Here is a 14,172-nt window from a genome sequence, read left to right as displayed (position 1 = left end):
CGGTTGCTGCTCTCAGACATCTCGGTGGGCCGGCTCACTTCACGGCACCGGCGGTGATCCCGCGGGTGAGCGTGCGCTGGAAGATCAGGAAGAAGATCACCGCGGGCAGCAGGCTGATCAGGGACCCCGCGTTGATCGTCGGGGCATCCATCAGACGGTCGCCCTGGAGCGAGGCGATCGCGACCGGGATCGTCTGCGTGGCGTTGTCGATGAGCATCACCAACGGGATGAAGAACTCGTTCCAGGTCCAGATGAAGAAGAAGATCACCAGGACGGCGAGGGTCGGGCGCGAGATCGGGAAGACCACCCGCCAGAGCACCTGCCACCTGCTCGCCCCGTCGAGCGCGGCCGCCTCCAGGACGGACGGCGGGAAGGTGGAGAACACCGACGCGAGCAGGTAGGTCCCGAATGCGCTCTGGATGACGGTGAAGATGATGATCACGGACAGCTGGGTGTTGTAGAGGCCGGTCTGCTTGGCCAGGTAGTACAGCGGGTAGATCAACGCCTCCTGCGGCAGCATGTTCGCGAGCAGGAAGAGCATGACGATCCACAGCCGGCCCTTGATCCGCCCGATGCCCAGCGCATAGGCGTTGAGCAACGAGACGACAGTGGCGAGGAACGCGACGGAACCGCTGATCACGATCGAGTTCACGAGCTTGCCCGGGTAGTCGACGCGGTTCCAGAAGTTCACCAGGCCGTCGGTGTACAGGCTCGTCGGCAGGCTGAGCGGGCCGTTGGTCGAGTAGTCGGTCGGTGACTTGAACGCGTTGAGCAGCATGATCGCGAACGGCACCATCATCGCGACGGCGAGCAGCACCGCCGCGGTGAGCACGAGCCAGCGTCCCGGGCCGCGGCGCAGCCGCTCGTGCGGGGCCGTCGCCCCGCCCGTCCGGCCACCGCGAGCCGGGCCGACGCGATCGGCGACAGCAAGGTCGGTGCTCATCAGATGCCCTCCTTGCGCTCGCTGGCTGCCTGGACCCGCATGAAGATGATCGAGACGATGATCACGATGACGGTCAGCACCATCGCGATCGCTGCGCCGTAGCCGACCTGCGACTTCGGGAAGAAGTTCTGGTACGCGAAGTACGACGGCACGTTGGTGCTGTTCTCCGGACCGCCCTTGGTCAGCACGTAGATCGGGCCGAACACCTTGAGAGCGGCGATCGTGCAGGTGAGCGTCACGACGAAGGTCTCCGGCTTGATCTGCGGCAGCGTGATCGCCCGGAACCGTCGGAACCAGCCCGCACCGTCGAGCTCGGCGGCCTCGTAGAGCTCGGGGTCGACGCGCTGCAGGGCCGCCATGAAGATGACGACGGGATAGCCGACCTGCACCCAGATCATCACCAGCATCACGGTGGGCAGCGCCGTGCCGGTGTCACCGAGCCAGTTCAGGGCCCACGACTCGAGCCCGAGGTTCCTCAGGATCACGTTCAGAGCCCCGGTCTGCGGGTTGAGGACCCAGCCCCACAGGATGCCTGCGACGGCCACCGGCAGGATCTGCGGCAGGTAGTACGTCGCGCGCAGGCCACTGGCCACCCGCCCGTCGAACCGCTTGCCCAGATAGTCGAAGAGCACCGCGGCCAGCAGCAGACCGACGAGCGTCGGTACGACCACCATCGCGACGATCATCGCCACGGAGTTGCGGAAGGAGAGCCAGAACGTGTCGTCGGCGAAGAGCCGCGTGTAGTTGTCGAAGCCGATCCACCGGGGCTCCCCGATCCCGGGCCAGCGGGTCATCGAGTAGTACAGGTTCATGAAGAACGGCACGACGATCACGCCGATGAACAGCACGGCGCCCGGGACGAGGTACAGCCAGTAGGTCCCCTGCCCGGACCGGGGCCGCGCGCGGCGCCTGGTCGGTGTCGTCGTCGCCCTGGCGGGCGGATGGGTCACGGTGGTCATGGGTCTCCCTGTCGCAGGTGGTCACCGGCCGTCCGGCGGATCCGGCCGCAGGCTGCGGCCGGATCCGCCGGCGGTGTCAGCCGATGTTCGCGACGCCGTCGTCGTAGGCGGTGCCGATCTCGGTCAGCACCTCTTCCGGGGTCTTGCTCTGGTTGATCAGGGACTGGAAGGCCGCGACCAGCACGTCGTAGTAGCCGGGAACCGGCCAGTCCGGGTAGAACGCGAGCCCGTCGTTGTCGAGCACCTCGTTGAAGGCCGTGATGAGCTCCTGGCTCTTCGGGTCGGTGAGGTCTGCCGGGTCGGCGTTGAGCGGGAGGCCACCGTTGTTGCCCAGCAGGGCCTGGATCTCCGGGCGCATCGTGATGTCGATGAACTCGTAGGCGAGCTCCTTGTTCGCCGAGTTCTCCGGCACGACCCAGATGTTGCCGCTCGACCCTGCGTTGAGGGTGTTACCGGGGAAGTTGAAGATCCCCCAGTCGAAGCCCGTGATCTCCGAGACGAACCGGCCGTACCACCACGACCCGGAGACGATCATCGGTGTCGTGCCGTTGATGAACGCCACACCCATGTCCTCGGCCTTGATGCTCGCCGAGTCCTGCGCGACGTAGCCGGCCTTGACCCAGGCGTCGAAGGTCTCGGCGCCGTACTTGAGCGGGTCGGCCTGGAAGTCCACGTCGTCGGTGTACGTCTGGTACGCCGAGACGAAGTCGCGGTCGGCCTTGCTCAGCGCGAGCTCGTAGAACAGCTGGCCCGCGGGGTACTCCGCTCCGGCCATGCCGAGCGGGACGACGCCGGCGGCGACGAAGGTGTCCATGACGTCCTCCATCTCCGTGAGAGTCGTCGGCACCTCGACGCCGTACTCCTCGAACATCGCCTTGTTGTAGTAGACGGTGACGAACTCGCCGTAGTTGGGGACACCGAACCAGGGCCCGGAACCCATCACGCCGTTCTCGTACCGGGCGGTGGTCTGGATGCTCTCCGGCAGCATGTCGGTCCACCCACGCTCCTCGGCGACGTCGGTGAGATCCGTCAGCAGGCCCTGGGAGGACAGCAGGCCCGCTGTCGCGTTGCCCTTGTTGTACTCCATGATGTCCGGGCCCTCGTCGGAGCTCAGGACCATGCCTGCGGTCTGCTGGATCTGCTCGAACGCCTTCCGCTCGAACTCGACCGTCGCTCCCGTCTCCTCCTCGAAGACCTTGATCGCCTCGTCCCAGGCGATGCCCATCGCACCGTCAGCGCTCTCGTAGTGCCAGAGCTTGAGGGTGCCGCCCTCCGTCGCGGCGGTCTCACCGCCAGTGCCCTCGTCACCGCCGTCGGTGTCGTCGGTGCCACCGCTGCACGCGGCAAGCGCGAGCGGGAGCACCAGGAGGCCGGCGACCAGCCGGCCGTGCCTGCGTCGAGTCATGTTCTTCTCCTCATTGAGTGGTCGTGCCGGGTGCTGGATGATCGTTCTGGTCCGTGGGGCGTCGCGGCGCCATGGCCGTGCTCCCGCCCGGCTCAAGCGGGCAGCCGAGCAGGACGGGGTCCATCGGTGCAGGACCGGCCGCCTCGATGAGGCCGAGCAGCGCCTCGACGCCGAGTCGACCGAGCTCCGCGCCGGGTGCGTGCATGGTGGTCAACGGCGGGTTGCTCATCTGGCCGACGCCCGGTGAGGTCACGATCGAGAGCACCGAGAAGTCGTCCGGGATCCGCAGCCCGCGGCTCTGGAGCTCGACGGTGGCACCGAAGGTGGCCATCTCGTTCATCGTCACCACTGCCGTCATCGCCGGGTCACGATCGAGCAGGTCGGCCATCGCCGAACGGCCCGCGCCCGGGCTCTCGTGCGAGAGCACCGTGCACGCCGTCAGCCCGCGACGCTCCATCGCGGCTCGGAACCCCTGTTCCGCCCGCAGGGTCGGCCCGTACCCCGCCGCGTGGCTCTGCGCGGAGTGGTTGAGGAATCCGATGTGCCGGTGCCCGAGCTCCGCGAGGTGCGCGACGGCATCCTCGGTGGTCCGGTCGAAGTCGATGTCCACGTAGGTCAGCCCCACCACGTCCTCGGTGCGGCCGATCATGGTGAAGGGCAGCCCGGCGGCATGCAGGGCGTCGACCCGGGCGTCGGCGAGGCAGACCTCCATCAGGAGCACGCCGTCAGCCATCCCCTGGTGCACGAGGTCACGGATCTCCTCAGGCTGGTCCGCACCGAACGGCCACAGGACGAGGTGGTAGCCATGCAGGTGCGCCGTGCTCGCAGCACTCCTGACGAACTCGGCGACCGTGCCGCCGATCCCGCTCTCCATCGCCGGGAAGATCAGCGCCAGGGTGCGGCTGCGGCGGCTCGCCAACCCTCGCGCCAGCGCGTTCGGCCGGTAGCCGAGCTCGGTCATCGCCGCACGGACACGCGCCTTGGTCGCCTGGGAGACCGGCCGTGACCCGCTCAGGGCATAGGAGACGGTGCTCAACGAGACGTTCGCGAGCTGCGCGACGTCGTGCATCGTTGCCATGTCCGGTCTCCGTCGACGGTCGGGCGTTCGGGCGTTCGGGCGTTCGGGTCGGGCGTTCGGGTCGGGCAGCCTCGGTGTGACGCGGTCCGCGCGGCCTCATCGCCGTCGAAGCGCTTCGTCGAAGCGCTTCGACGCATGGCGAGTATGCGACAAACGCATCGATACGGTCAAGGTGCCCACATCACGAAGTGGTATCGATCGGACGCGGAACTGGTGTCGATCGGACGCGGACGGGCCTCAGCCGGGCCCGTGAGCCGTCACGGCGCGAGGCGCTCCACGACCCAGCCACCGGCGTCCCGGCGGTACCGCAGACGGTCGTGCAGCCGGGAGGTGCGGCCCTGCCAGAACTCCACTGTCACCGGCACGACGCGGAAGCCGCCCCAGTGGTCGGGCAGCGGGACGTCGGTGCCCTCCGGCCAGCGCAGGGTCAGCTCGGCGAACCGCTGGTCGAGCGTGGCCCGGTCCGGCAGGACCGTGGACTGGGGACTGGCCCAGGCGCCGATCCGCGAGTCGTGCGGGCGGCTGCCGAAGTAGGCGGCGCTGGCCTCGCGGTCGACCGGCTCGACGTCACCGACCACGACGACCTGCCGGTCGATCTCGAACCACGGGAAGACGAGCGAGGCACGCGGGTTCGCCAGCATCTCCCGGCCCTTGCGGGAGCCGTGGTTGGTGAACAGGACGAAGCCACGCTGGTCGACGCCCTTGAGCAGCACGGTCCGGGCCGATGGCGTGCCGTCGGCCGCCGCGGTCGCCAGCACCATCGCGTTCGGCTCGGTCAGCCCCCCCGCGACGGCGTCCTCGAACCAGCGCTGGAACTGGGCGATCGGCTCCGCCGCGAGATCCACCTCCCGCAGCGTCGCGCGCGCATAGCTGCGCCGCAGAGCCGCCAGACGGGCTCGTCGCTGGGCCGTGACCTCGTCGGCGGTCGGCAGGCCGCGGGCGGGATCGGCAGGCACTGTCTCATCGGCGGTTCCCACCCTGTGATCCTCCCCCGTCGGGCCCGATCCGTCGGCCGGCAGGCCGGTCGGCAGGCAGGCCGGTCGGCAGGCGGATCACGACCGTGTCAGAACAGGCGGGAGCCGACGTCGTCGACGCCACGCATCGCGTCGTAGTCCAGGACCATGCAGGCGATGCCCCGGTCGAGAGCGAGCACCCGCGCCTGCGGCTTGATCTCCTGCGCCGCGAAGACCCCACGCACGGGTGTCAGGTGCGGGTCACGGTTGAGCAGCTCGAGGTAGCGGGTCAGCTGCTCGACGCCGTCGATGTCACCCCGGCGCTTGATCTCGACCGCGACCGTCCCGCCGGAGGCGTCCCGCGCAAGGATGTCCACCGGGCCGATGGCTGTGGGGTACTCCCGCCGCACCAGCAGGTGCCCGGCGCCGAGCAGCTCGATCTGCTCGGCCAGGAGCACCTGCAGGTGGGCCTCGACACCGTCCTTGACCAGACCGGGGTCGACGCCCAGCTCGTGGGCCGAGTCGTGCAGGATCTCGTGCAGCTCGATCTCGAGGCGGTCGTCGGACTTCGCGTGCTGGACGCACCAGACGACCCGGACACCACGCGCGGCGGAGTCGTCGTCGGGTTCCTGCACCGCGAGCGTGCACGGCGGGCTCATCCAGTTCAGCGGCTTGTACGAACCGCCGTCGGAGTGCAGCAGCACGCTCCCGTCGGCCTTGACGACCAGCAGCCGGGTGGCGAGCGGCAGATGGGCCGACAACCGGCCGGTGTAGCGGGCCGCACAGCGCGCGACGACGAGGCGCACTCAGACCACCCGCCCGCTGCGCGGCGCTGCCTCGAGCCACGAGACGAGCCCGGCGAAGGCCGGCACGGACATCCTCAGCTCGAACACCTCCTGGTCATGGCGGCAGTGGACGCGCAGCATCGGTCGGCCGGCGTCGTCCGTCTCGTCGAGCGGCTCGCGCTCGAGCAGGGTGAGCCGGCTGCGCGACCAGCAGCGGGCCGGCCGGGGGGACAACGACAGCGTCCGCCACCACACGAGCTGGTCGACGCCGTACTGGGCCGTCCCGGCGGTCCACGTCGCATCCGACGCCGGGTCGGCGCGGACGAGGCAGGTGAACGCCCCGACCCGGAGGGACAGGGTCCGCTGGCGGGAGACGAACAGGATCACGACCAGTACGACGGCGAGCAGCAGTGCGCCGATCCCCAGCGACACCGCGAGCAGCTCCACGGTCGTGACGTTCTCAGTACCCGGCAGTCGGGGTCACGACGTCGTCGGCGACCTCCGCACGGTGCACCACCAGGGTGACCTGGTTGCTGTCGACCGAGAGGAACCCGGAGTCGACCCGCACGGCGCGATGCTCGCCACCGACCGCCGTGATCCGGACGGTCCCCGGACGGAGCAGCGTCAGGACCGGGGCATGACCGGGCAGGATGCCGATCTCGCCGTCGGCCGCGGGCGCGCTGACGGCCGTGGCCTCGCCCGCCCAGACCCTGCGGTCCGCCGCGACGAGATCGACCTCGAGATGTGCCACAGGTGAGCTCCTCAGCTGATCTCGGACTGGATGCGGGCCCAGTTGCGCTCGAGGTCCTCGAGGCCACCGATGTTGAAGAACGCCTGCTCGGCGATGTGGTCGAAGTCGCCGTCGGCGATCCTGGTGAACGCCTCGATCGTCTCGGTCATCGGGACGGTAGAACCCGGGACTCCGGTGAACTGCTCGGCCATGTACGTGTTCTGGGACAGGAACTGCTGGATGCGACGCGCCCGCGAGACGACGATCTTGTCCTCCTCGGACAGCTCGTCGACGCCGAGGATCGCGATGATGTCCTGCAGCTCCTTGTTGCGCTGCAGGATCTGCTTGACCCGCACCGCCGCGTTGTAGTGGTCCTCACCGACGTACCGCCGGTCCAGGATGCGCGAGGTCGAGGCCAGCGGGTCGACCGCCGGGTACAGCCCACGCGACGCGATCTCGCGGGAGAGCTCCGTGGTGGCGTCCAGGTGGGCGAACGTCGTGGCCGGCGCCGGGTCGGTGTAGTCGTCGGCCGGGACGTAGATGGCCTGCAGCGACGTGATCGAGTGCCCGCGGGTCGAGGTGATGCGCTCCTGCAGCTGACCCATCTCGTCGGCGAGGTTCGGCTGGTAGCCGACGGCGGACGGCATCCGGCCGAGCAGCGTCGAGACCTCCGAGCCGGCCTGCGTGAACCGGAAGATGTTGTCGATGAACAGCAGGACGTCCTGCTTCTGCACGTCGCGGAAGTACTCCGCCATCGTCAGCGCCGAGAGCGCGACCCGCAGGCGCGTGCCCGGCGGCTCGTCCATCTGACCGAAGACCAGTGCGGTCTGCTTGATGACGCCGGACTCGGTCATCTCCTCGATCAGGTCGTTGCCCTCACGCGTGCGCTCGCCCACCCCGGCGAAGACCGAGACACCGCTGTGGTTGTTCGCCACGCGGTAGATCATCTCCTGGATCAGGACCGTCTTGCCGACGCCGGCCCCGCCGAACAGGCCGATCTTGCCACCCTGGACGTACGGGGTCAGCAGGTCGATGACCTTGATGCCGGTCTCGAACATCGTGGTCTTGGACTCGAGCTGGTCGAAGGCCGGCGGCTTGCGGTGGATCGGCCAGCGCTCGGTGATCTCGAGCTTCTCGCCCGGCTTGAGGTTGAGCACCTCACCGGTCACGTCGAAGACGTGGCCCTTGGTGATGTCGCCGACCGGTACGCTGATCGGCGCGCCGGTGTCACGCACGACCGAACCACGCACCAGGCCGTCGGTCGGCTTGAGGGCGATCGCGCGGACCATCGAGTCGCCGAGGTGCTGGGCGACCTCCAGACGCAGCGTGAAGCTGGCCTCGTCCTCACCCTGCGCCGAGAGATCGATGTTGACCTCGAGCAGGTTGTAGATCTCGGGGATCGCGTCGGTCGGGAACTCGATGTCGACGACCGGGCCGATCACCCGGGCGACGCGGCCCGAACCCGCGCGGTCCTTGCTCGTGGCCGCGGCGTCGGTGCTGGTGGCAGTCATGGTCTCTCCGTGGTGTTGTGCGTCAGTGCAGTGCTCGGTGCAGGTCTCACGAGGCGGACAGCGCGTCGGCGCCGGACACGATCTCGCTGATCTCCTGGGTGATCTCGGACTGGCGGGCCTGGTTGGCCAACCGGGTGTACGTGCGGATGAGCTCCTCGGCGTTCTCGGTCGCCGTGTGCATGGCGCGCTGGCGCGCGGCGAGCTCGGACGCAGCCGCCTGGAGCAGGCAGCTGTGGATCCTGCTCTGGACGTACCGCGGCAGGAGCGCATCGAGGACGACCTCGGCCGAGGGCTCGAACTCGTAGAGCGGCAACGCCTCCTCGCCCGGGTCGGCGACGCCCTCGACGACCTCGAGCGGGAGCATCCTGATCACGCGCGGGGTCTGGGTGACCATGTTGACGAACTGCGTGTAGACGATGTGCAGCTCGCCGACCCCGCCCTCCTCGTCGGCGGCCATGAAGGCCTCGAGCAGGGTGTCGGCGATCTCGTGGGCGAGCTCGGCGGTCGGCGAGTCCGACGAGCCGGTCCAGGACCTGGTGACCGGGCGGTTGCGGAACGAGTAGAAGGACACCCCACGCCGACCGGTCAGGTACAGCGAGACCTCCTTGCCCTCGTCGGCCAGGAGCTGCAGCCGCCGCTCACCCTCGCGGAGCACGGAGGCCGAGTACGCGCCTGCCATCCCGCGGTCGGAGGTCACCAGGAGCACCGCGACGCGGCCCTTCTCCGGTCGCTCCGTCGTCAGCGGGTGCTCGACGCCGGCGTGGGTCGCGACAGCCGACACGGCGCGCGTGATGGCGCGGGCGTACGGCGCCGCCGCAGTGACCCGCTCGCGTGCCTTGCCGATGCGCGAGGCAGCGATGAGCTCCATCGCGCGGAAGATCTTCTTCAACGACTGGGTCGACCGGATCCGCTCCCGGTAGACGCGTTGCTGACCCGCCACGCTCAGCCCCGCTTCTGCTTGACGATCTGCTCCTGCTCGACATCGGCAGCATCGTCGACCTCGACGCTCAGCTCGGCGACCGGGACGTCACGACCCGCGATGAACCGCGCGGCGAACTCGTCGACGGCCTGCCCGAGGGCCACCTCGACCTCGTCCGACAGCAGGCCGGTCTCGGCGATGGTCGTCAGGACCGTCGAGGTGCGGCGCAGGTGCTCGAGCATCTCGGCCTCGAAGCGCCGGACGTCGGCCAGGGCGACCTTGTCCAGCTTGCCCTTCGTGCCGGCCCAGATCGAGGCGACCTGGTCCTCGACCGGGTACGGCGAGTACTGGGGCTGCTTGAGCAGCTCCATCAGGCGCGCACCCCGGGTCAGCTGCTGGCGCGACGCCGCGTCGAGGTCCGAGGCGAACATCGCGAACGCCTCGAGCGACCGGTACTGGGCGAGGTCGATCTTGAGCGTCCCGGAGACCTTCTTCATCGCCTTCACCTGGGCTGCGCCGCCGACCCGCGAGACCGAGATGCCGACGTCGACGGCCGGCCGCTGGTCGGCGTTGAAGAGGTCGGACTGCAGGAAGATCTGGCCGTCGGTGATCGAGATGACGTTGGTCGGGATGTACGCGGAGACGTCGTTGGCCTTCGTCTCGATCATCGGCAGACCGGTCATCGAGCCGCCGCCGAGCTCGTCGTTCAGCTTGGCGCAACGCTCGAGCAGGCGGGAGTGCAGGTAGAAGACGTCGCCGGGGTACGCCTCGCGGCCCGGCGGACGCCGCAGCAGCAGCGAGACGGCACGGTAGGCCTCGGCCTGCTTCGACAGGTCGTCGAAGACGATCAGGACGTGCTTGCCCTCGTACATCCAGTGCTGGCCGATCGCCGATCCGGTGTACGGCGCGATGTACTTGAACCCGGCCGAGTCCGACGCGGGCGCCGCGACGATCGTCGTGTAGGCGAGCGCTCCGGCCTCCTCGAGTGCGCCACGGACCGCGGCGATCGTCGAACCCTTCTGGCCGATCGCGACGTAGATGCAGCGGACCTGCTTCTTCGGGTCGCCGGTCTCCCAGTTGGACCGCTGGTTGATGATCGTGTCGATCGCGATCGCGGTCTTGCCGGTCTGCCGGTCGCCGATGATCAGCTGACGCTGGCCGCGGCCGATCGGGATCATCGCGTCGATCGCCTTGAGGCCGGTCTGCAGCGGCTCGTGCACCGACTTGCGGGCCATCACGCCGGGAGCCTGGAGCTCCAGTGCGCGGCGCATCTCGGTCGCGACCGGGCCCAGCCCGTCGATCGGGGTGCCCAGCGCGTCGACGACGCGACCCAGGTACCCGTCGCCGACCGGCACCGAGAGGACCTCGCCGGTCCGTCGGACGACCTGGCCCTCCTCGATGCCCCGGAACTCGCCGAGCACGACGACGCCGATCTCGCGGACGTCGAGGTTCAGCGCCAGGCCGAGGGTGCCGTCCTCGAACTCGAGCAGCTCGTTGGCCATCGCCCCCGGAAGGCCCTCGACCTGCGCGATGCCGTCGCCGGCCAGCGTGACCCGCCCGACCTCCTCACGGATCGCGCCGTGCGGTTCGTAGGACTTCACGAAGCTGTCCAGCGCAGCCCGGATCTCCTCGGGCTTGATCGTCAGCTCAGCCATGGTCTCTCTCCTGTCGTGACAGCACCGGTCGGTGCTGTCGTCTACGTCATGCGTGGGCCGCGCGCGGTGGGCGGCCCAGGTGTCCTGCGGCCGGTCTCAGCCGGCCATCCTGCGTCGTGCCTCGTCCAGGCGGGCCAGCAGGGTCGCGTCGACCACCTCCGAGCCCACCTCCATCCGCAGTCCGCCGACGACCGTGGGGTCGATCAGCACGTTCAGCTGTACCGGGCGCCCGTAGGTGCGCTCCAGGAGGGCGGTGAGCCGGTCCACCTGCTCCGGCGAGAACGCCGAGGCGGCGGTGATCAGGGCGATCATCAGCTGTCGCCTGCGGGCTGCCAGCCGGCCGAGCATCCCGAGCATCGCGGCCATCGTGCGGCCGCGGGGTGCGAACGCCGCACGCTCGACGAGCTGCAGCGTGATCGGCTGGACCTTCCCGACGAGCAGCCCGTGCACGAGCTCGGCGCGCGACGCCGCCGGCGCACCACGGTCCGTGAGCGCCCTGCGCAGGTCCCGCTGGCCGACGAGCAACCGACCGAGCCGGAAGATCTCGTGCTCGACCAGCTCGAGCGTGCCGGTCGACTGCGCAGCCGCGAGCACAGCGTCCGCGGCAACCTGCTCGACGGCCTCGGGCAGGTCGTTCTCGGAGGCCCAGCGTGCCCGGGCGAACGCGCTGAGCACGCCGACGACCCGATCGTCCACCTTGCCGGACAGCAGCCCGACGACGAGCCCCGCCTTCGCGTCACCGGTGCGTGCCGGGTCGCTCAGTGCACCGCGCAGCGACGTGGACGAGTCCAGGGCGTCCACCACGGCGAACAGCTGCTCGCCCAGGACGGTGCCCTGCGTCCCGGCCGCGACCAGGACGGGCTCGAACTCGCGGGCTACCGCGTCGAGCGACGCTGCGCTGATGCCCCGCATCAGCCCTCCCGGCCCGCCGTCGTCGGGGACGCGGCCGTCGCCTCGAGCTCGTCGAGGAACCGGTCGATGACCCGGGACTGCCGTGCCGAGTCGGCCAGGGCCTCGCCGACGATCCGCGACGCGAGCTCGGTGGCGAGCCCGGCCACGTCGGCCCGCAGCGCGACGGTCGCCTGCTGGTGCTCCGCGGCGATCTGGCGCTGGGCCGACTCGAGGATGCGGGTGGCGTCCTCGCTCGCCTTGGCGCGCAGCTCGGCGATGATCGCCGCGCCCTCGGTGCGCGCAGCCTCGCGGATCCGTCCCGCTTCGGAACGTGCCTCCGAGAGCTGCGCCTGGTACGAGGCGAGCGCGGCGGCGGCCTCGGCCTGTGCCTTGGCGGCGTGCGCGAGCCCACCCTGGATCTTCTCGGTGCGCTCGTCGAGCACCCGGGTGAAGACCGGCAGGACGCTCCGCTGGAACACGACCGCGATGATCACCAGCGCGAGCGTCGACCAGATGACCTCCGAGATGGGCGGGATGAAGAGACCGAATCCCTCGGGGACGTCACCGCCTTCGGCCGCCAGCCTGATGATGGGGTTCATCAGAACATCAGGCCCGCGACCAGACCGATGAGGCCGAGGGCCTCGACCAGTGCCATACCGATGAACATGTTGATGCGCAGCTGGCCGGCGACCTCGGGCTGGCGCGCGACGCTCTCCTGCGTCTTGGCGACGAGCAGGCCGATGCCGATACCCGGGCCGAGCGTGGCGAGGCCGTAGCCGACGGTCGCGATGTTGCCGGTCACCTCGGCGAGGATGGTGCTGTCCACAGTGCTTCCTTCCATGGTCCCCCCGCGAGAGCGGGGGCGTTGTCACGTCGGTCGATCAACGGTCGCGGGTGCAACCGGCGGGATCAGTGCGCCTCCTGCGAGAGGTTGATGTACACCGCAGTCAGCAGCGTGAAGATGTAGGCCTGCAGCGCCGCGATGAAGATCTCGAAGAGCGTGAACGCGAAGGCGGCACCGAAGGTCAGCACGCTCACGGCCTTGAGGGCTCCGCTGGCCTCGACGAACAGGTAGTTCGTCAGGCCGAAGAACAGCACGAGCAGCAGGTGGCCGGCGAGCATGTTGGCCATGAGACGGATGGTGAGCGTGGCCGGCCGCAGGATGAAGGTGGAGATCAGCTCGATCGGCGCCAGCACGATGTAGATCGGCCACGGCACCCCGGCCGGGAAGAGGCTGCCCCGCACGAACCCCACGGGACCGTGGGCCTTGACCCCGGCATAGATGAAGGCGACCCAGGCCACCACCGCGAGCAGCAGCGGGACGGCCACGACCGAGGTCGAGGCGATGTTGAGCAACGGCAGCACGCCGGTGATGTTCATCGCGAAGATCGCGAAGAACATCATGGTCAGCAGGGGGACGAACGGCCGGGCCTTGACCTTGCCCAGGACCTCTTCGGCGATGTTGACCCGGACGAAGTCGAGGCCCATCTCGGCGATGTTCTGGGCTCGTCCCGGGACGAGGGTCGCGCGACGTGCGACCAGCCAGAAGGCCAGCGAGAGCACGACCGCGGCGATGAGCCGGACGATCGAGATCCGGTTGAACTCGAAGATCGTGCCCTCGAAGGCCAGCGCCGGCGGGAAGAACTCGCCGATGGAGGGAACATGGAACCCACCCTCGTCACCGGATGCGGCGAGCAGGAGGTTCGTCGCTGCGGTGATCAGAGCGCACTCCCCGAGGTCGTGTGGTCCGAGTCATCGGCGGACAGGCGCGCCCTCGGAGCAGGTCATGGTGGATCGCCGGAATCTTATCCCATCGAGGCCCACCCACCGACGGTCCGTCCACGCTTGTGCAGAGGTTCACGACCGGGCCAACGGTCCGTCGTCCCCGATCAGGCTCGCGGCTCGGTGTAGGGCACGCGACCGGAGCTCGCCGCGCGGAAGTCGACGAATGCGGACCCCAGGACCGCGACGGCCACGACGGCCACCAGGACCCCCCGGTGGTAGAACTCCTGGTCGCGGAGCACGGCAACCACGACGAGCACCACGACCATCTTCAGGATCCACGTCCCGACGAGCACCCCGCTGGCCACCGTGATCGACGAGCCGGCCGTCCGGACCATGGCCAGCACGGTGGTCCCGCTGAACACCAGGACGATGGCGACGCCGATCACGGCACCCCACACGCCGGGCAGACCGCCGACCAGGGCACCGATGCCGGTCCCCAGCACCGCGACGAGGCCCACCAGGACGAGCATGTCGCGCAGCGCGCGCCGGAAGACGTCCCGCACCGGATCGGGCGTCGTGTGCGGCCCGTCGGGGCCCGTGGTCCTCGGGTCGGCCATC

General features: G+C 69.4%; 16 protein-coding genes. All 16 read right to left on the bottom strand.

What is annotated here, in order from left to right:
- Positions 1–34 precede the first annotated feature (34 nt).
- Complete coding sequence (locus K415_RS0114395) at positions 35–943, bottom strand: carbohydrate ABC transporter permease (RefSeq protein ID WP_024287746.1); 909 nt, start codon at positions 941–943, stop codon at positions 35–37.
- The gene (locus K415_RS0114390) at positions 943–1,902 is read right to left on the bottom strand and encodes a carbohydrate ABC transporter permease (RefSeq protein ID WP_024287745.1); all 960 of its coding nucleotides are present in this window, start codon (positions 1,900–1,902) and stop codon (positions 943–945) included. Before K415_RS0114390 ends, K415_RS0114395 begins: the two co-directional genes overlap by 1 nt.
- 76 nt (positions 1,903–1,978) lie before the next feature.
- Complete coding sequence (locus K415_RS0114385; protein WP_024287744.1) at positions 1,979–3,307, bottom strand: ABC transporter substrate-binding protein; 1,329 nt, start codon at positions 3,305–3,307, stop codon at positions 1,979–1,981.
- A gap of 10 nt (positions 3,308–3,317) precedes the next feature.
- Positions 3,318–4,385 (bottom strand): LacI family DNA-binding transcriptional regulator, encoded by a 1,068-nt coding sequence (locus K415_RS0114380; RefSeq protein WP_024287743.1) that lies wholly within the window; start codon positions 4,383–4,385, stop codon positions 3,318–3,320.
- Between the two features lie 257 nt (positions 4,386–4,642).
- Positions 4,643–5,362 carry a pyridoxamine 5'-phosphate oxidase gene (gene pdxH / locus K415_RS0114375; protein ID WP_024287742.1) on the bottom strand — a complete coding sequence of 240 codons (720 nt, stop codon included), beginning with the start codon at positions 5,360–5,362 and terminating at the stop codon, positions 4,643–4,645.
- Between the two features lie 86 nt (positions 5,363–5,448).
- Positions 5,449–6,144 carry an endonuclease NucS gene (gene nucS, locus K415_RS0114370; RefSeq protein ID WP_024287741.1) on the bottom strand — a complete coding sequence of 232 codons (696 nt, stop codon included), beginning with the start codon at positions 6,142–6,144 and terminating at the stop codon, positions 5,449–5,451.
- On the bottom strand, positions 6,145–6,570 hold the full coding sequence (locus tag K415_RS0114365) for a DUF2550 family protein (RefSeq protein ID WP_024287740.1): 426 nt from the start codon (positions 6,568–6,570) through the stop codon (positions 6,145–6,147). It abuts the gene before it with no gap.
- 13 nt (positions 6,571–6,583) lie between these two features.
- Positions 6,584–6,874, bottom strand: coding sequence for a F0F1 ATP synthase subunit epsilon (locus tag K415_RS0114360; protein WP_024287739.1), 291 nt, complete (start codon positions 6,872–6,874; stop codon positions 6,584–6,586).
- An 11-nt stretch (positions 6,875–6,885) separates the two neighbouring features.
- Positions 6,886–8,364 (bottom strand): F0F1 ATP synthase subunit beta, encoded by a 1,479-nt coding sequence (gene atpD, locus K415_RS0114355; protein ID WP_024287738.1) that lies wholly within the window; start codon positions 8,362–8,364, stop codon positions 6,886–6,888.
- 46 nt (positions 8,365–8,410) lie between these two features.
- A complete protein-coding gene (locus K415_RS0114350; protein WP_024287737.1) occupies positions 8,411–9,304 on the bottom strand; it encodes a F0F1 ATP synthase subunit gamma in 894 nt (297 codons plus the stop codon).
- A gap of 2 nt (positions 9,305–9,306) precedes the next feature.
- Positions 9,307–10,938, bottom strand: a complete 1,632-nt coding sequence (atpA, locus tag K415_RS0114345; protein ID WP_024287736.1) for a F0F1 ATP synthase subunit alpha — start codon at positions 10,936–10,938, stop codon at positions 9,307–9,309.
- A gap of 96 nt (positions 10,939–11,034) precedes the next feature.
- On the bottom strand, positions 11,035–11,850 hold the full coding sequence (locus K415_RS0114340; protein ID WP_024287735.1) for a F0F1 ATP synthase subunit delta: 816 nt from the start codon (positions 11,848–11,850) through the stop codon (positions 11,035–11,037).
- Positions 11,850–12,428, bottom strand: coding sequence for a F0F1 ATP synthase subunit B (locus K415_RS0114335; protein WP_024287734.1), 579 nt, complete (start codon positions 12,426–12,428; stop codon positions 11,850–11,852). The genes K415_RS0114340 and K415_RS0114335 overlap by 1 nt, the downstream gene beginning before the upstream one ends.
- Positions 12,428–12,655 (bottom strand): ATP synthase F0 subunit C, encoded by a 228-nt coding sequence (gene atpE, locus K415_RS0114330; protein ID WP_024287733.1) that lies wholly within the window; start codon positions 12,653–12,655, stop codon positions 12,428–12,430. The genes K415_RS0114335 and atpE overlap by 1 nt, the downstream gene beginning before the upstream one ends.
- Positions 12,656–12,738: 83 nt before the next feature.
- Positions 12,739–13,482, bottom strand: a complete 744-nt coding sequence (gene atpB, locus K415_RS0114325; protein ID WP_369795281.1) for a F0F1 ATP synthase subunit A — start codon at positions 13,480–13,482, stop codon at positions 12,739–12,741.
- 236 nt (positions 13,483–13,718) lie between these two features.
- Complete coding sequence (locus K415_RS0114320) at positions 13,719–14,171, bottom strand: hypothetical protein (RefSeq protein WP_024287731.1); 453 nt, start codon at positions 14,169–14,171, stop codon at positions 13,719–13,721.
- Position 14,172: the final 1 nt, after the last annotated feature.

Origin of the sequence: Cellulomonas sp. KRMCY2, assembly GCF_000526515.1 — a bacterium.
Classification (GTDB): Bacteria; Actinomycetota; Actinomycetes; order Actinomycetales; family Cellulomonadaceae; genus Actinotalea.
This window is presented reverse-complemented; position numbering and strand designations above follow the sequence as displayed.